Origin of the sequence: Nonomuraea sp. NPDC048901 (assembly GCF_040649695.1) — a bacterium.
Lineage (GTDB): Bacteria > Actinomycetota > Actinomycetes > Streptosporangiales > Streptosporangiaceae > Nonomuraea.
This window is the reverse complement of sequence record NZ_JBEZFW010000019.1, coordinates 176,006-192,285: the sequence shown is the minus strand read 5'-3', so window position 1 is coordinate 192,285 and position 16,280 is coordinate 176,006. Positions and strand designations below refer to the sequence as shown.

The 16,280-nt window shown below is 67.9% G+C and carries 14 protein-coding genes; 7 read left to right on the top strand and 7 right to left on the bottom strand.

Going from position 1 to position 16,280, the window contains the following annotated elements; translation table 11 throughout:
- Positions 1-41 precede the first annotated feature (41 nt).
- A complete protein-coding gene (locus tag AB0C30_RS46220) occupies positions 42-1,106 on the top strand; it encodes a cellulose binding domain-containing protein (RefSeq protein WP_357956262.1) in 1,065 nt (354 codons plus the stop codon).
- Between the two features lie 16 nt (positions 1,107-1,122).
- Here the strand turns inward: AB0C30_RS46220 and AB0C30_RS46215 are convergent, their stop codons facing one another.
- Together AB0C30_RS46215 and AB0C30_RS46210 are read right to left on the bottom strand one after the other, a co-directional pair.
- Positions 1,123-2,058 (bottom strand): carbohydrate kinase family protein, encoded by a 936-nt coding sequence (locus tag AB0C30_RS46215; protein WP_357956260.1) that lies wholly within the window; start codon positions 2,056-2,058, stop codon positions 1,123-1,125.
- Between the two features lie 10 nt (positions 2,059-2,068).
- Entirely contained in the window at positions 2,069-3,253 is a 1,185-nt protein-coding gene (locus AB0C30_RS46210) for a hypothetical protein (protein WP_357956257.1), read from the bottom strand.
- 249 nt (positions 3,254-3,502) lie between these two features.
- On the opposite strand from AB0C30_RS46210, the gene AB0C30_RS46205 reads away from it, so the two are divergent.
- Positions 3,503-6,643: a BTAD domain-containing putative transcriptional regulator gene (locus AB0C30_RS46205; RefSeq protein WP_357956255.1), complete on the top strand. Its 3,141-nt coding sequence runs from the start codon at positions 3,503-3,505 to the stop codon at positions 6,641-6,643.
- A 163-nt stretch (positions 6,644-6,806) separates the two neighbouring features.
- On the opposite strand, the gene AB0C30_RS46200 is transcribed toward AB0C30_RS46205, so the two are convergent.
- Together AB0C30_RS46200 and AB0C30_RS46195 are read right to left on the bottom strand one after the other, a co-directional pair.
- On the bottom strand, positions 6,807-8,795 hold the full coding sequence (locus AB0C30_RS46200; protein WP_357956253.1) for a tetratricopeptide repeat protein: 1,989 nt from the start codon (positions 8,793-8,795) through the stop codon (positions 6,807-6,809).
- A 494-nt stretch (positions 8,796-9,289) separates the two neighbouring features.
- Positions 9,290-9,433, bottom strand: a complete 144-nt coding sequence (locus tag AB0C30_RS46195) for a Scr1 family TA system antitoxin-like transcriptional regulator (protein ID WP_357956250.1) — start codon at positions 9,431-9,433, stop codon at positions 9,290-9,292.
- A 228-nt stretch (positions 9,434-9,661) separates the two neighbouring features.
- Here AB0C30_RS46195 and AB0C30_RS46190 point away from each other — a divergent pair, with 228 nt between their 5' ends.
- The 4 genes from AB0C30_RS46190 (at position 9,662) to AB0C30_RS46175 (ending at position 12,738) form a co-directional block, all read left to right on the top strand.
- Positions 9,662-10,567: a LysR family transcriptional regulator gene (locus tag AB0C30_RS46190; RefSeq protein ID WP_357956247.1), complete on the top strand. Its 906-nt coding sequence runs from the start codon at positions 9,662-9,664 to the stop codon at positions 10,565-10,567.
- A gap of 328 nt (positions 10,568-10,895) precedes the next feature.
- Complete coding sequence (locus tag AB0C30_RS46185) at positions 10,896-11,054, top strand: hypothetical protein (protein ID WP_357956244.1); 159 nt, start codon at positions 10,896-10,898, stop codon at positions 11,052-11,054.
- 135 nt (positions 11,055-11,189) lie between these two features.
- Positions 11,190-12,365, top strand: coding sequence for a mannonate dehydratase (locus AB0C30_RS46180; protein WP_357956241.1), 1,176 nt, complete (start codon positions 11,190-11,192; stop codon positions 12,363-12,365).
- A gap of 13 nt (positions 12,366-12,378) precedes the next feature.
- Complete coding sequence (locus AB0C30_RS46175) at positions 12,379-12,738, top strand: DUF4259 domain-containing protein (protein WP_357956238.1); 360 nt, start codon at positions 12,379-12,381, stop codon at positions 12,736-12,738.
- An 80-nt stretch (positions 12,739-12,818) separates the two neighbouring features.
- Here the strand turns inward: AB0C30_RS46175 and AB0C30_RS46170 are convergent, their stop codons facing one another.
- The 3 genes from AB0C30_RS46170 to AB0C30_RS46160 all read right to left on the bottom strand — a co-directional run bounded on the left by AB0C30_RS46170 (position 12,819) and on the right by AB0C30_RS46160 (position 15,414).
- Positions 12,819-13,481, bottom strand: a complete 663-nt coding sequence (locus tag AB0C30_RS46170; protein ID WP_357956334.1) for a DUF4097 family beta strand repeat-containing protein — start codon at positions 13,479-13,481, stop codon at positions 12,819-12,821.
- A 249-nt stretch (positions 13,482-13,730) separates the two neighbouring features.
- Positions 13,731-14,195, bottom strand: coding sequence for a macro domain-containing protein (locus tag AB0C30_RS46165; protein WP_357956235.1), 465 nt, complete (start codon positions 14,193-14,195; stop codon positions 13,731-13,733).
- Positions 14,196-14,259: 64 nt separating this feature from the next.
- Entirely contained in the window at positions 14,260-15,414 is a 1,155-nt protein-coding gene (locus AB0C30_RS46160) for a beta-1,3-glucanase family protein (RefSeq protein ID WP_357956233.1), read from the bottom strand.
- 147 nt (positions 15,415-15,561) lie between these two features.
- Between AB0C30_RS46160 and AB0C30_RS46155 the strand changes: the two genes are divergently transcribed.
- Entirely contained in the window at positions 15,562-16,260 is a 699-nt protein-coding gene (locus AB0C30_RS46155; protein WP_357956231.1) for a class I SAM-dependent methyltransferase, read from the top strand.
- Positions 16,261-16,280: the final 20 nt, after the last annotated feature.

Below are 16,280 nucleotides of genomic sequence, written 5' to 3'. Positions count from 1 at the left end.
CCCGTCATCGGGCGGGCCCGGGTGTCTACCTGGAGCCGCTCATGCGCCGCAGATCCCACCTGTACGCCGTCCTCGTCACGCTCCTCGTGGCGGTCGCCTTCGGCGTTGCCCTGCCCGCGCTGTCGGCGACGGCCCCCGTCCGGATCATGCCGCTCGGCGACTCCATCACCGCCGGACCCGGCTGCTGGCGCGCCCTGCTCTGGAACCACCTGCAAACAGCCGGATACACGAACATCGACTTCGTCGGCAGCGTCCCCGACGGCGGCTGCAACTACGGGTTCTCGTACGACGGCGACAACGAGGGCCACGGTGGCTACGCCGCGACCGGCATCGCCGACCAGAACCAGCTGCCGCCGTGGCTGGACGCGGCAAAGCCCGACATCGTCCTCATGCACCTGGGCACCAACGACATGTGGGGCGGCTTCCTCCCCACCGCCACTGTCCTGGCCGCATATACCAAGCTGGTCGGCCAGATGCGGGCGAACAACCCGAACATGAAGATCCTCGTGGCCCAGATCATCCCCATGAACCCGTCCGGCTGCCCCACCTGTGCGGCCAGTGTGGTGGCACTCGACAACGCGATCCCGGGCTGGGCCGCCGGCCTCACGACCGCGCGGTCGCCCATCGTCGTCGCCGACCTATGGACCGGTTTCGACACGGCCACCGACACCGGTGATGGAGTCCACCCGAACGACACCGGCTTCCGGAAGATGGCCGACCGCTGGTACCCGACGCTCGCGCAGGTACTCAACGGCGTGACCCCGCCGACCTCCCCCTCCCCGTCGGTGACCCCTCCGCCGGCCCGGTGCACCGCCACCTACAAGGTGATCTCCCAGTGGGGCGGCGCCTTCCAGGGCGAGATCACGGTGAAGAACGACTCTTCAACCGCCTCCTCCGCGTGGACGACCACCTTCACCTTCGCCAACGGCCAGCAGATCAACCAATCCTGGAACACCACACTCACCCAGAACGGAGCCGCCGTCACGGCACGCAACGCGAGCTACAACGGCAACCTGCCGGTCGGCGCGGCCACCACCTTCGGCTTCACCGCCACCTGGAACAACACCACCAACGCGCTGCCCCAGGTGAGCTGCTCACTCGGCTGAGGTTCGACACCGCCGCCTACGGCAGATCCCAGCGATCGAGGTACGTGGTGACGGGATGGCTCCCGCACAGCCGGGCCAGCTCCTCCTCCGTCAGCGAGGCCGTACTGGGAAAGGTGTCACCCACCTTCCAGCCCGCGTGGAGCACGGCTTCCTTGAGCGCCGTGACGGGGTTACGGGTGGCGAGCCAGCCGTGCAGGAACGACGCGAACAGCGCGTCCCCCGCCCCGGCGGTGCTCAGCACGCCGCGCGGCGCGACGGCCGTCGCCTTGATCAGGGTGCCGTCGCGCAGCCCCATGAGGCACCCGCGCCCGCCGAGGCCGACCGCGGCGATCGCGCAGCCGGGATGGCGTTCGAAGACGCTCGCCACCCACTGTTCCGGCGGGCCGGCCAGCCGTTCGTGGCTGCAGAAGACGATGTCGGCGACCTCCAGCCAGGGCCGGTTGTACGCGTCGTCGATGTCCGTGATCAGATGGACGTCGACCGCGATCGGCACGTTCCGTGCCCGTGCGTGGCCCAGCAGGGGCCGGACGAACGCGGTGTTGGTGAGCACCGCGAGATCGACGTCGCGGACCAGGCGGCGGAACACCTCGACGGGATATTCGGCGGTGTTGACCGCGGCGACGTACGGATGCCCGGAGCGCCGTCCGTCCGGCGCCACGAGCACCACGCCGAGCGATGAGCGCGGCACCTTCACCACCCCCGGCCCGAGCAGCCCGCGGGCGCGTAACGACGCGTTGATCGCCTCACCCGCGACGTCCTCACCCACGAAGGTGCACAGGCGCGCCTCGTCGCCCAGGGTGCGCAGGGTGTCGGCGATGTGGCACGCGGCCCCGGACACCTCGGCCCGCATCCAGTCGGGGAACCGCAGCGACGTGTACGGGAGCGGGAACTCCTCGACCGGCATGGCCATGTAGAGGCTGCTGACACCGGCTACGACTATCTTGGTGCCCACTGCTCCTCCTTCAAAGATGGGGTGGGGGGACCGGATCGGTCCGCGGAATGGTGAGTGGCTGCGTCATGCGCATCAGCCGGTACATCAGGCGCCGCATGTTCCGGTCGAAGCAGCCGGGGGCCGAGGTGAGCCGGGCCACGACGGCGTCGTGCCGCCCCTGCCAGTGGCCGGTGGCGGCCGCGCGCAGCTGGGCCGCCAGCGGCCCATGGGGCCGTAGCCGGGGCGCCGCCGAAGCCAGCAGCCCTCCGGCGGACTCCGGGTCCACGTCGTCCTTCGCGTCGCCCACCAGCAGGACCGGGGCGCCGCAGACCGCGCCGTACACCGCGACGGAGCCGTGGTCGCCCACCACGTGATCGGCGGCCACCAGCGCACCACGCCAGTCCGCCTCGGGCGGTATCAGGACGAGCCCGTCACGCAGGCAGTCGGCCAGCCAGGCTCTCACCTGCCAGACGCCGTGGCCGAACCAGACATTCGGATGGAAGAGCGCGGCCACGCGGTAGCGGTCGCGGGGCAGCTCGGCCAGCATCCGCCGGAACAGCTCCGCACGCCGCCCGAAAAGGGATCGTGTCCCCCAGGTCGAGGTCACCACCACGAGCTCGCGGTCGTCCTGGACGCCGAGGGCCTGGCGGTAGGCGCGCCGCTCTCCGGCACTGGCCACCAGCCGGTCATGGGAGGCGTCGCCGACGACCTCGGCGACCGCGACGGCCTCCGGACAGCTCCGCGCCAGCCGCCCCCGCTCCGCGTCGTGGGCGAGCACGATCGCCGACGGGACCACCATGCCGTCCCGGACCAGCTCCTGAGCGCTGAGCCCGTACACGCCGCGGGCCGCGACGGCGCCACCGCCCAGCCGGCGGCTGACTCTCTTCTGGTAGCCCGCGCCGTGCGGGATGACGACGAGCGGCGCGTGAACGTCCTCGATCCCCCCATAGGCGGCGGACACGGCGAGGTCGAAGCGCTGTCGAATGGCCAGCCGCCACGGCATCACCACGCCGCCGATGCGCCCGAGCAACTCGCTCACCCCGTTGCCGAAGACATCCGGGGCCCTGGTGAAGACCACCTGGACCCGCAGATCGGCGGCGAGCAGACGGACGACGTCCAGCAGAATCTGCCCGGACGTGACCGTGTGAACGATCACGAGTACGGTCCGCAGGCCGCGGCGCGTCACCCAGCGCGCCGCATCCGGCCCGACCGGCACGTGGTACCCCTCTGAACAGGACATCGGGCTTTCGACCCCCCATTTCGCGTGCGACGCGGTTTCGCGCCGCCGTATTCGCCCGGCCGTAATCCCCGTTTCAACGGCTCTATCCAAGGGTCCACCGCTTGCCTGGACAAAACCTTGCAACAATCGTGAAGTTGAAGAGTCAGATCAAAGGTGCGTATGGACCATTAAGCGAATGCGCGGGAAACTGGCGGCACGTGGGTCTTTAGCGGTGAAAGGACACTCGTGGAGTTCCGAATACTCGGCTCCGTGGAGTTGTGGTCCGACGGGGAGGCATGTGAGCTCGGATCGGCCAAGGAACGGTACATCCTGGCCATCCTGCTCCTGTCGCCTGGGCAGCCCGTGTCCATCGAAACCATGATCAACCGGGTTTGGGGCGACGCGCCGCCGGCAAAGGCGCGCGAGAGCGTCCATAGCTATATCGCCCGGCTGCGCGGACGCCTGAATCGCCGGTTCGGGGATAGCGGGGCACGACTGATTTCCCGTTCCGGGGCTTACCTTCTGGAAGTCGATCCCGAGCAGATCGACCTGTATCGTTTTCGGCGGCTGAACGTACAGGCGCGCGCTATCGCGGCCAGCGGCAACCCGGAGGACGCGCTGCGCCTACTCCGCGAAGCGGAGAATCTGTGGCGGGGCGATCCGCTTTCCGGCCTGTCCGGGGAATGGGTGACGCAGGTCCGTACGAGCCTGGAGAGCGAGCACCGGGCGGCGATCGGCACCCGCCTGGCGATGGAGCTCGACGCGGGCCGGCACGCCGAACTGGTGGGGGAGTTGTACGGGCTGGTCGATCAATATCCGTATGACGAGTCGTTCGTCGAGCAGCTGATGGTGGCCCTGTATCGCTGCGGGCGCCAGGGTGACGCGCTGACGGCGTACCACCGGGCCAGCCACCGCCTCTCCGACGACCTCGGAGCCGACCCCGGGCCCTCCTTGCGCGGCACACACGACCGCATGCTCCGCGGCGATCCGGACCTGGCCGTGCCGCCCGCCCGCCACCGCACTCCCGGCGGGCCGCTCGCCGACAACCTGCCCCGCGACATCGCGGACTTCACCGGGCGAGAGACGGAGCTGAACCAGCTGTACGCCGTGTTGGATCGTTCCCCGTCGGCGGTCGTGATCGAGGCCATCGACGGCATGGCCGGGATCGGCAAGACGGCCCTCGCCATCCACGCGGCGCACAGGCTGGCGGACCGGTACCCGGACGGGCGGTGGTACCTCCATCTCCGCGCGCACGATCCCCACCAGCCGCCGCTCGATCCCGCAGAAGGTCTCGACACCCTGCTCCGGCTTCTGGGAGAGGATCCCAAGCGCATTCCTGGGACGCTGGAGCCGCGTGCCGCGCTGTGGCGAGCGTGGGTCGCCAACCGCAGGATGCTGATCGTGCTGGACGACGCGGCCGGCGCCGACCAGGTGCGGCCATTCCTTCCCGGGGCGCCCGGCTGCCTCGTGCTGGTCACGAGCCGGCATCGGCTCGCCGGCCTCGAAGGCGCGCGCCCGCTCCCGCTGGACGCTCTGGCACCACCGGAAGCGGCGCTGCTCTTCCGCCGGATCGTCGGCCAGGACCGGCAGCTCGACGCGGGTGACGTCAACCAGCTGGTCCGTCTGTGCGGCTACCTTCCGCTCGCGGTCACGATCATGGCCAACAAACTCCGCCATCGGCCGGCCCGCGGGGTCGGAGACCTGGTGGCCAAGCTGTCCCGCTCCAAGGACCGGCTGGCCGAGATGCACGCGGGAGACAGCGACCTCGTCACCGCGTTCGAGCTGTCGTACCGGGAGCTGTCCCCGGAGCTGCGGCACGCCTTCCGTCGCCTGGGCCTGCACGTCGGCGCCGACCTCACCGCGGGCGCGGCGGCCGCGCTGATCGGCTGCGACCTCGAGCGGGCGGAGCGCGTCCTGGAGGAGCTGATCGACCGCCATCTCGTGGAGGAGCCGGACTCCGGCCGCGTCCGCTTTCACGACCTGCTGCGCGCCTATGCGGCGGAGCGCGCGGCCGAGGAGGAACCCGTCGAGGAGCTGCGGCGAGCCGTCCACCGGCTGCTCGACCTCTACCTGTACACCGCCGACCAGGCCGATCGCGTCCTTTACCCGCACAGGCGCCGCGCCGCCGTGGACGTCACCCATCCGCCCGTAGATCCGCCGTCCGTGAGCGACCCGCGTGCCGCCACCGAGTGGCTGCGCGCCGAGCGGGCCAATCTGCTCATGTGTGTACGTCACTCCGCCGAGCGGGGCTTTCCGGCGCATGCGGCCCAGCTCTCGCAGGCCGTCGCGACGTACTTCGAACGATCGGCGCTCTGGGAGGACGCCGCCCGCGTCCACGAGCTCGCCCGCCAGGCCTGCCAGGAGATGGGCGACCGCGAGGGGGAGGCTCGCGCGGAGCTCGAACTCAGCCTGGTACGCAGCCGTACAGGCGACTACGCCGTCGCTTTCGAACATGCCCTCAACGGCCTCAGCGCTTTCCGCGCCCTCGGCGACCGGCGCGGCGAGGCCGACGCCCTGGACCATCTCGCCCTCGTGCACTGGCTGTCCGGGCGCAACCGTGAGGCACTGGCTTACGCGGAGGAGGCGCTTGGGCTGTTCCGTGCCGTGGAGGACCGGTATGGGGAAGGGAACGCGTTGCTGCATTCGGGGATCGCGCTGTCGTACCTGGGGCGTACGGAGGAGGCAGTGGCCGTCTTCGAGAGCTCGTTGGAGATCGTGGAGGAGATGGGGGACGTCGCAACCAAGGCGATGTTGTTGAACAATCTCGGGGAATTGCACCTCAACCGTGGTGATCATCGGGAGGCGCTCGGACTCTTCCGGGACTCGCTCGCTGTCATGCGCGAGACGGGGTGGCGGCAGAACGAGGCCGTGGCCTTGAACAACGTGGCCGGCGTCATGGCCCGTGAAGGGCGCCGCGACGAGGCCTTGCATTTCTATCGTGAGGCTTTGTCAACTTATCGCGAGACCGGTGATCGCCGGAACGAGGCGGACGCGTTGAGCAATATCGGGTCGATGTACCTGGACGCGGGGCTGACCGCTGAAGCGCTGATCCATTTCCAGAAAGCGCTTGCCCTTTCGGGCGATATAGGGGATTTGTACGAAACTGCGCGTGCGCTCCAGAGGATTGGTGACACTCAGCAGGCTAGTGGGCAGTTTGTCCTTGCTCGGGATACTTATGAGCGTGCGCTCTCTTTGTCCAGGGATGTGGCGGATCCCCAGTTGGTGGCGGGTTCTCTCCAGCGTCTCGGTGAGAGTCTTCTGCAGATTCATGGGAGGAGTGCGGCGGAAGAGGTGTGGCGGGAGGCTTTGGGGATATTTGAGCGGTTGGGCGCTCCAGAGGCTAGGATTCTGCAGGATCGCCTCAACGGTCACGATGTAGCGGGATAAAAGCTGGCGCCCAATCTCCTTATTGCCCTATCTAAAAGGATATGCTTCACTTGCCGCGGTGAACGCGACAAGTTCTAGAAGGGTAAGAAAATGCCCCATATCTTCCCAATGATGATGATGTGGGTCCTGGAGGCGCTGAAGGTGGTTTTCAGCTAAGGGACCCTCAAGAGAGATGGTCCAGGCGGCCCCTGAGCCGGAGATAGGTCGCAGACTCGGCTTCGCCAAGCACTTCCAGCGCCATCTCATAGTAGTGATGTGCCTCTTCCGGTCGGCCGGTACGTTCGGCCAGCTCGCCCAGGCCCTCCAGGGCCGCGGCCCGGCCGGCCGAAGATCCCAGCTGATCCATGATCTCCAGCGCGGAACGCAGCTCACGATCCGCCTGCTCCTGATCGACATGGGCATACCCAAGAAGGATCCCCACTCGGGCCCGGTTATAGAGGTCGTCGACCTCGCTCAGCATCCTCCGCGCCTGCTCCAGATGGATCACCGCGTCAGATCCCCGCCCCTGAGCCAGGAGAACGCCGGCGAGATCCGTAAGTCCCAGCGCGGCCTGCCGGTCGGCCCCCGACTCCCGGTACATGGCGATCGAGGCGGTGAACCTGGCGATCGCCACCTCATGGTCACCCCGCGCCGCCGAGACCAGCCCGAGCCGCCGCAGCGATCCGGCCTCTCTGCCCCGCTCGCCGAGCCGGTGCCAGATCTGCAGCGCCTCCTCGAACCGCTCGACGGCGTCGTCGTAGCGCCCCAGGTCGTACAGGCTCAGCCCCAGGCGGTTCAGCATCTTCGCCTCGGCGTAGGAGTCTCGGGCCGCGCGCGCCGCCGCCAGCCCCGTCTCCTCCACCCCGACCCGCTCCACCTGATGGCCCATGTACAGGAACAGCGACCACATGGAATCGGCGAGCTGCCATGCCGAGACCTCCCGCCCCCGTGTGTGTGCCAGGGTGACGGCGGCACTCAGGTTCGCGCGTTCGGCCGCCAGCCAGCCGAGTGCGTCCTGTGGGCCGCCGAAGTCCGTCGGCTCGGCGGGCGGCGGTTCGGCATCGCGAGGCAGCCCGGTGCGGTACGGCCGGAGCTGCCGTTCCGCGTGCGCGGCCGTGGCGAGGTACCAGGCGAGCAACCGCCCCTCCGCGCCCTCACGGGCTTCGCGCTGGTCCTCCGCCTCGGCCAGTTGGGCGGCGTGCAGGCGGACCAGCGCGTGATGGAAGCGGTAGCGGCCGTCGGAGATGTCGGTCAGCAGGTTCGCGTCGGTCAGCTCCCCGAGCAGCCGCCTGGCCTCCAGCCGGGGGATGTCGGCGAGCGCGGCCACCGCGTCACCACCGAATGTGCTCCCTGGTACGAGAGCCAGATACCGGTACAGCCGCGCAGTTTCGGGGCCGAGCGCTCGGTAAGAGAGGTCGAGCGCGGAGCGGACTGCCATGTCGTCTCCGATCGTCAGCGTCCGTTGCTCCTCGGCCAGCGCGGTGACAACCTCGCGCAGCGGCCAGCTCGGCCGCGCGGCCAGGCGGGCCGCCGCCACGCTCAGGGCCAGTGGCAGCCGCATGCACAGTTCGACCAGTTCGGAGGCCGCCTCCCGCTGCCGGTCCACCCGGTCGCTCCCCAGGGTGTCGCGCAGAAACGCCAGGCTCGCCGCGGCGTCGAAGCGGTCGACGTACACCCCGCGCGCACCCTGCGCCAGCAGGCTGGTCAGCCGGTGCCTGCTGGTCACCACAGTGACGCTCGTCGGCGAGGCCGGAAGCAGCGGGCGTACCTGAGCCGCAGTCAGCGCGTCGTCGAGCACGACGAGCAGCCGTTGGTCATGGGTCACGGTGCGATACAGCGCCGCCCGCTGGGCCGGTTCGCCCGGTATGAGCTCCGCCGGGATGCCGAGGGCGTGCAGGAAGTCGCCCAGCACTTCCTGAGGGGAGGCCGGGGCACGGTCGGAATGTCCGCGCAGTTCGGCGTACAACTGCCCGTCGGGGTAGTACGAGCGGATCATGTGCGCCCAGCTCAGGGCCAGCACGGACTTGCCCACGCCCACCGAACCCGTTATCAGCACGGTGACCGGCACATCCGCCGCGTCCTCCCGCAGGCCATCGAGCTCGGCGATGGCGGCTTCACGGTCGATCAGACGCGGGCGCGGGGGAAGCTGGCTCGGCGCGGGCAGGGAGGCCACTTCGTGGAAATGGACTCCGCCGGATATGTCACGGGCTTGGACAAGCGAACCATAAACTATCCCACCCGCCTCGTTATACACAATTTCTGACAGTTTTCTCTTGGCTATCACGCCGTTTCGACACCAATCCATGCCTAGGCCCGGCTTCTGCGCCATACAGACGGAGCGGTCCGGAATGCGGGCATCAGCTGCAACGATGACGGATGAAAAAACATGCTGCAATATGCCGAGGATTCATTTCGGGCATGATGCTCTGTATTCTGCCGCTGACATAGGCGGTGATATTGGCCTGCACCAGTCGGAACGCCCACAGGGTGACTACACGACACCGCAGCGAAACGGTCGCCCATCGGAGATTCGCGGTGCGGCCATTACATACAGGCTCAAGGGGTGAGCCCCTCTTGATGGACGACGGGGAGGATCTTCTTCGTCAGGAAGGTCGAGAACAGTGAACTCGCCGTCCAGTCCGGTATGACCACCCGCGCCGAAAGGGATCAGATAGATCGTGATACGTGCCTCCGCCGGATGGCCTCGTCCAGGATCACGGTGACCTCGGGCGGCATGTCCTGGATCAGCAGCTGCTGACGGGTGATCCGTGCCTCGGCTCGGCGCTGGATCTCCTCCCGCGAGCCGTCCACCAACGTGGCCGCGACGCCTGGGCGTACTGAGGCGTCTGCAGCAGTCCGGAACCCCGAGGCTGGGTGGCCCGACCACGCCCGGAGCTGTTCGTGAACGTTTCGACCGGACGGGGCCTCGGCATGATCCGTGAGGAACGATTGCGAGCCGCATCTGCGAGCGCGCACAGCCGGTGACTGCGTAAAATGCCCGTCCAACCCCGTTGGTGGATGGAGAGATACCTTCCCCGTATGATGTACACCTTTGAGCAACTCCGAGGCTTTGTCGCCGTAGCCGAGGAACTGCACTTTGGTCGGGCGGCCATGCGGCTTCGCATGACCCAGCCGCCGCTGAGTCGGCAGATCCGGAAACTCGAATCAGCCGTGGGCGTGCAACTGCTCGAACGTGACAATCGGCGCGTGGCGCTCACGCCGGCCGGTGAGGCCTTCCTCGGCGAGGCTCGGCGCATTCTGGCCATCGCCGAAGCCGCGTCCGATCTGGCGCAGCGCGTCCACTTCGGCACCTGTGGCTTGATTCGGCTCGGCTTCACGGCCACAGCCACGTTCAGTGTCCTTGGCCGTATGCTCAACCAGCTCGAACACGAATTGCCGGACGTACAGATCGAACTGTTTGAAATGGTGACCCGCGAACAGGTCGCAGCTCTCGCCGGCGAGGACCTCGACCTCGGACTGGCACGCCCACCGTTCGACCCCGAGTTGTTTGATTCCCTCTTGGTGTATCGCGAGGCACTATTGCTGGCGGTGCCCGCCGGGCACCGGCTGACCCGACTCGATCGGCCCGCGCACGCCGACGACCTCGGCACAGAGCCGTTGATCTTCCACGGGCAGCAGCGAGCTCGCTACTTCTACGACCTGGTGGTCAGCACTGTGCCGCTGACCCAGGAACGAGTGGTGCACAGCGTGAGCCAGGTGCTCACCATGCTGTGGTTGGTGTCCGCCGGTCGTGGTATCGCCTTCGTTCCCGCATCCGCCGCCCGGAACAACGTCCCGGGGGTTGAATACGTACCCCTGGCCAGTCGCCATCCCGAACCCGTCGAACTGCACCTACTATGGTCGCGGCACTCGCGTAATCCAGCGCTCAGCCGGGTGCTGCACGCCCTGGGGACCGGTTGCCCCGATGGTCCGCCCACGCGGTGACCTTGGTGTTTACTGAGCGCCGCCGCCGATGATGCCATCACGGTATCAAGTGATACGGAAATGCTCTTGGACAAGCATCATCGATGCTCCTAGCGTGACGGCGTGGCGCTGACCCCCCTTCCGAACCGGCCAGCCGATTGACCACCGGCCTGCTCGCGTTTCCCGTGACCCACTTTGACGATCAACTCGCCGGCGACGACTCCGATACCGTGACCACCTCGCACGGCAGGCGGAACTCGGTATGGCTGGACCAGGTGTGGTTCGATTCGCCTCGCGTGGACCTGCGAACCTGCCCGGAGTGGGACCGGTCGAGTCGATCAGAACCGACGTGACCGAAGTGCTGCGAACGCAACGCTTCGACACGCGCGCCGAAGCCGAGGCGGTCGCCCGCTCCGTCCGCGCCGGCTGGACCTGTCGGGTCGACCTGACGCCATCGAGTGCCATCGCCATTCCCGACGACGGGTCACCGGTCTTCAGAGCCGGCTAGCACCCGTACCCGGCATAGACGCACATGAGACAACGCGGCGTCCTTCCCATCAGCCATCTCGTTGCACACCGGGGTTTCGTCATCACGCCTCGTCCGCACCCCCCAGAAGGGAAACCGCACATGGAATCGAGCAACGTGGATCGCAGAACACTGTTCCGCGCCGGCGCCGCGACGGCCGGGGCCGGCCTCGCGTCGATGATGGCCTCGTCAGACCCTGCCGCGGCAGCATCCGCCGACGCCCAGGAGCCGGGCAACACCGCCAAGCCCCGCATGGTGCTGGGCACCCAGAGGCGCTCGCCGTCTGAGGCCGCGCTCCAGGAGTTCAAGCGCCACGGCGTCGCCCGAGTGTGCGGCTACCCGGTGGACCCGCCCTACGACCAGAAGACCGGCGATCGCGGGTATTGGCTCGTGTCCGAAGTGGAGCAGGAGAAGGAGCGCATCGAGAGCCAGGGCCTGGAGATGGACATGGTCGCCCTGCCGTTCCTCGAATCATCATTGATCGACACCGACTTCCGTCCCGCGATCATGATGGGCAAGAGTCCTGAGCGGGACCGGGACATCGAGGACATTCAGCGGATGATCGAGGCCTGTGGCCGTGCCGGCGTCGGAACCATCAAATACAACATGAGCATCCTGGGTGTGATGACCACGGGTGAGGTGCCCGGCCGCGGGGGATCGAAGCTACGCCAGTTCCGTGCGAGCGACCTCGACTACACCTTGCCGGACACCATCGCGGGCAAGGTCGATCCGGACACGTACTGGGAGCGCATCGACTACTTCCTCGAGCGGGTCGTCCCGGTGGCGGAGCAGTACAAGGTGCGTCTCGCCTGCCACCCCCAGGATCCGGGAACGCCGCCGGGCGGGTACCGCGGCGTGGTCGAGAACGTCCTCAGCGTCCCCGGTGGCAAGGGCCTGTTCACGTTCCTGGACCTGCGCCGCAACCGCTACCACGGCCTCAACCTCTGCTGCGGGACGCTGGCGGAGATGCTGTGGAACCCGAAGCGAGAGATCTACCCCATCGTCCAGCGGCTGGCCGCCACCAAGCGGGTGTTCAACATCCACCTGCGCAACATCAAGGGGCGGCGCAACGACTTCATCGAGACGTGGGGCGACGAGGGTGACATCGACCACGCGGAGATCATCAACATCCTGGCCGACGCGGGATACGACGGGGCGATCGACCCCGACCACGTACCTCCGAGTGACGCCGACCCATCGAAGTCGCAGGCATACGCGCAGGGGTACGGCTATATCCTCGGCATGATCGCGGCCGCCGAACACCGAGCAGCGCGACGGAACCCCCGAGAGTAGCCGTTCCGCGGCGTTGGCCACCGCAAGATCGCTCAACGCAGCCCCTGAGCGGCGTCCGGCTCTGCTCCGCAAGGCGCTCAAAGCCGCTGCGGGTCGTACGAGATATCTGGACAGCGACGAGGCATCGGAGGCTATCGCGGCAGCGGCCATTGTCGCCTCTCAGCGCAGCGGTGTGCCGATCACCTTGCCTTATGCGCCGGACTTCCTGCTGGAAGGCGGCAGAGTGGAGATCGATGACGAACTCGTGGCGCTGGCCGTGCGGGCGTTGGACCGGGTGATGGGCGAGGACTCGGAGTGGCTGGCGCTCTGGGAGGAGAGCGGCTCCTCTCCGGAGGCCGTGGCCGTCATAGAAGGCATTCGCGGTGCTCTCTAGAACGGCTCCGGTCCACATGGATGGACCGGGGCCGTTCGTCGTCACCGGGCCTGGTCTGCCTCTCCTTGGGAGGCTGCGGGTCACAGGCTGCGGGCGGTGATGTCGCCGCTGGAGGTGGTGGCGTGGATGTCGAGCTCGGCGGTGCCGTCGTTCTTGAGGGTGTTGGCGATGCGGCCGTGGGTGGTGCCGGCGTCCAGGGAGGCCGAGACGCCGGCGGCGGCGCTGATCGAGATGTCGCCGGACTCGGTGCGGAGCACGACCTTGCCGCCGGTGGCCTCGGCGATCCGGATGTCGCCCCGCGCGGTGCTGATCTCCGCGGCGCCGCCCAGCCGGCCGACCTCGACGTCGCCGTCGGTCGCGGTGAGGCGCAGGCTTGCGGTCTCGTCCAGCTTGATCTGGTGGTAGGCGCCTTCGAAGGTGACGTCGCCGAGGCGGCCGACGGTCCGGAGCTCGGCGCTGCCCGACTTCGCCTCGACGCGGGAACCGGTGGGCAGCTGGATCGTCACCTCGATGGCTCCGGTCGGGCCGAGGTACTGGTTCTTCGTCGCGGTCTCGATCCGCAGGACGCCGTCGGCGTATTCCACCGTGGTCTGCTCGGCGGCCTTGACGTCACGGCCCTTGGAGGCGTTGGCGGGCAGGACCTCAACCGTGGTGTCGGCCCGGTCGGCGGCGATGAACTGAACGCGCCCGGCGGGGATGTCCAGGACGGCGGTGATCGGGGCGAGGGTGTCGAACTGCTGCATCATGTGCTCCTTGTGCGGTGTTCTTTCGATGTCCACCATCGCCAATCGCTCTGATACCGGGCTGTCGCCGTCCTGACGCCGCCGCTGACATAACGCGGAGAGCAGCCGGCCGGGCCCCGGATCCACCCTGCCGAGGTGATGGAACGCGGTGCCGGCGGTGTAGGAGCTCGTCCTGCCCGGCCTGCTCAGCGACCTGTCGCCTGTGGATCTTCATGGGGAGAGCGGTGCGGGAGGAGGAACGGTGGGCGCTTACTCCAGGTCGTAGACGGTCACCGGGATGCCTTTTGTAACGAGCCGGTGGGTGATGAGCGGTTCGATCCGGTCCCAGGTCCCGCCGGCCAGGCCGCAGCCGATCCGTGGCATATGCAGGCTCGCGCCAAGTTCGATGGCTTTGATGGCGACGGCTTCCAGGCTCCGGTCGACCGTGTCGTAGCGGATGGGCGGCCCTTCCTTGGTGGGCCGGATGCCGTGCTGGCCGATCATGTTCGCCACCCACAGGGACTCCTCGACCTGCACCAGCTGCACCTGGCCCAGCTCGAATCCCGTACCTGAGCGGTGCCAGGCGCGGAACTCGGCCTCGGGTTCCGGCCAGCGGCGGGAGACGGCCAGGACGAACCCACGGCCCCAGCCGCCGACGTCATTGCAAATGTGGCAGATGATGCGCGGCTCGTTGCCGGCCGGGTCGGTCGCGTCGCCCGTGAGATAGGTGATCACAGCCTGGACCTTAGACAGGGAGACCGACACTTCCTGTCGGACCGGAAGTCCGTCAGACCGGAGGTCAGGCGGCCCCGTTGAACGGCGTGAGTCGTAGCCTCAGTGACGTCGGCGCCAGGTCCTGTACATAGGACGCGTAGTTCGCGACGTCGTCGAACGGGAACCCGTACGCCTTGTGGTCCCGGGTGTTCTCGTGCAGGACCCGCGCGTAATGGTTGCTGACCGACGTGAGATAGAACGTGCTCCGGTCGGTCGTCGGCTGGTCGGGGTGGTTGTGCAGGGTCGAGCGGTTGAACGCGGCGCCGAGGATCGCCGCGACCGGACCGGAGGTGCCGCCGGCGTCCAGGGCTCCGTTGCAGTAGAAGATGTCGCGGGTGCTCGGCCGGGCGAACGTCCGGATGCCGTTGTTGAAGACGAGTTGGCCGCCGGACACCCGCCCGGTGTAGGTGGTTCCGCCGACCGTCACCCGCAGGTTGGCCGACGCGTACGTGTTCCAGACCTGCGTGATGTACGGATCGAAGTACGTGGAAGAGAAGATGCCCGAGTCGATGCCGTGTCCCGGAGCGATCACCCGGAGGTTGTCGCCGACGATGAGGGGCCGGAAGGCGGGGTTGGCCGCGATGCCGGCGAAGATGGTGTCGCGGCCGTTGGGGACGAGGGTGCCGACGGTCTGGCTGGACTGCCCGTCGAGCCGGAGTTCCATCGGGATGCTGAACATGTCGACCATGGTGGTGTTGCAGAACATGCCGTCGCTCTTGAACGTGAACTCCATGAAGTCGTGCAGCACGCCGTAGCTGGGGTCCGAGCTCACCCAGCCGGCCGGGTGCTGTAACGCCGGTCGGCCGTTGCCGTCCGTGACCACCCTGAACTTCACCTTCTGGCCGATGGAGACGTAGATGCGGCCGGACATCCATGGCAGGTTGAGGCGGGTGTCGCCGTTGGCGGCGAGCGGGATGGACAGGTCGGCGAAACCGTCGGGGCCGTTGAGTGAGGCCGATACCGGCACCCTCGTGCCGTCCGCGCGGACGTAGACCTGCTGGCCGGTGGCCAGGTCGGTGCCGACGATGTAGAGGAAGATCGCGTTGTTGGCGTACCGGAAGGTGTGGTTGACGACGGTCAGGGGGAGCACCGTGGCGGCCTCGGCTCGGGGGGCGAGGGCCAGCACCGGAGTGGCGGCGGCTACCGCCGCGCCGGCGAGTAGGGTTCGTCTTGTGATCATGGTTCGGGCTCCTCACGATCGTGCCGGCTGCGCGGTCACCTTGCCGTCCTGAAACTAAGAGAGCGCTCTCTCAAGGCATTTGGTTAAGTTTCTTTTCTGTAAAGCGGGCTGTCAAGGGCCTGGGTGGCGGTCAGTGGAGGTGAGGTCGTGAGTCTGCTCGACGACGACGCGCTCGAGCGTTCCTCCGTCGTGGCCAACTGCCGGATGAACCGCGAACGCCGCCTGCCCGGCTACAACCGCGAGCTGGGCATCGACGTCGTCGACACACTGCGTGCCCGGCGGCGCGCGGGGGAGCCCGTGCGTTGGCTCGATCTGTGCTGCGGGACGGGGTACGCCCTCGGCCAGGCCGCCGATCTGCTCGGCGGCGAGGGCGGCGAGGGCGGCGAGGGTGGCGAGGGTGGCGAGGCTGAGATCGTCGGTGTGGATCTGGTCGGCTTCTTCGCCCGCACGCCGTGCCCGCCCCGCCTGCGGCTGATCACCGCCTCCGTCACCACATGGCGGCCCGAGCATCCCTTCGACCTGATCACCTGCGTACACGGGTTGCACTACATCGGTGACAAGCTCGGGCTGCTTGCCAGGATCGGCACGTGGCTGGCCGATGACGGACTGTTCCTCGCGAACTTCGACGTTCGCGCCATCCGTCTGGAGGGCGGCGCGCCCGCGGGCCGCCGCCTCACCACGTCGCTGCGCTCGCAGGGCGTGAGGTACGACGGCCGGACCCGGCGGATCGGCTGGACGGGGCGGCGTCTCATCGACCTGCCGTACCGCTACCGGGGGTCTGACGATCAAGCCGGTCCCAACTACACCGGCCAGCCTGCGGTCAACTCGTACTACGAATACTGCTGAGCTGGGGTCTTCCCATTAGC

Bases quoted from the DNA above. Each gene is read 5' to 3' on its own strand.
- AB0C30_RS46170 (WP_357956334.1), bottom strand. From the start codon at position 13,481: ATGCAGCAGTTCGACACCCTCGCCCCGATCACCGCCGTCCTGGACATC.
- AB0C30_RS46160 (WP_357956233.1), bottom strand. From the start codon at position 15,414: ATGATCACAAGACGAACCCTACTCGCCGGCGCGGCGGTAGCCGCCGCC.
- AB0C30_RS46190 (WP_357956247.1), top strand. From the start codon at position 9,662: ATGATGTACACCTTTGAGCAACTCCGAGGCTTTGTCGCCGTAGCCGAG.
- AB0C30_RS46220 (WP_357956262.1), top strand. From the start codon at position 42: ATGCGCCGCAGATCCCACCTGTACGCCGTCCTCGTCACGCTCCTCGTG.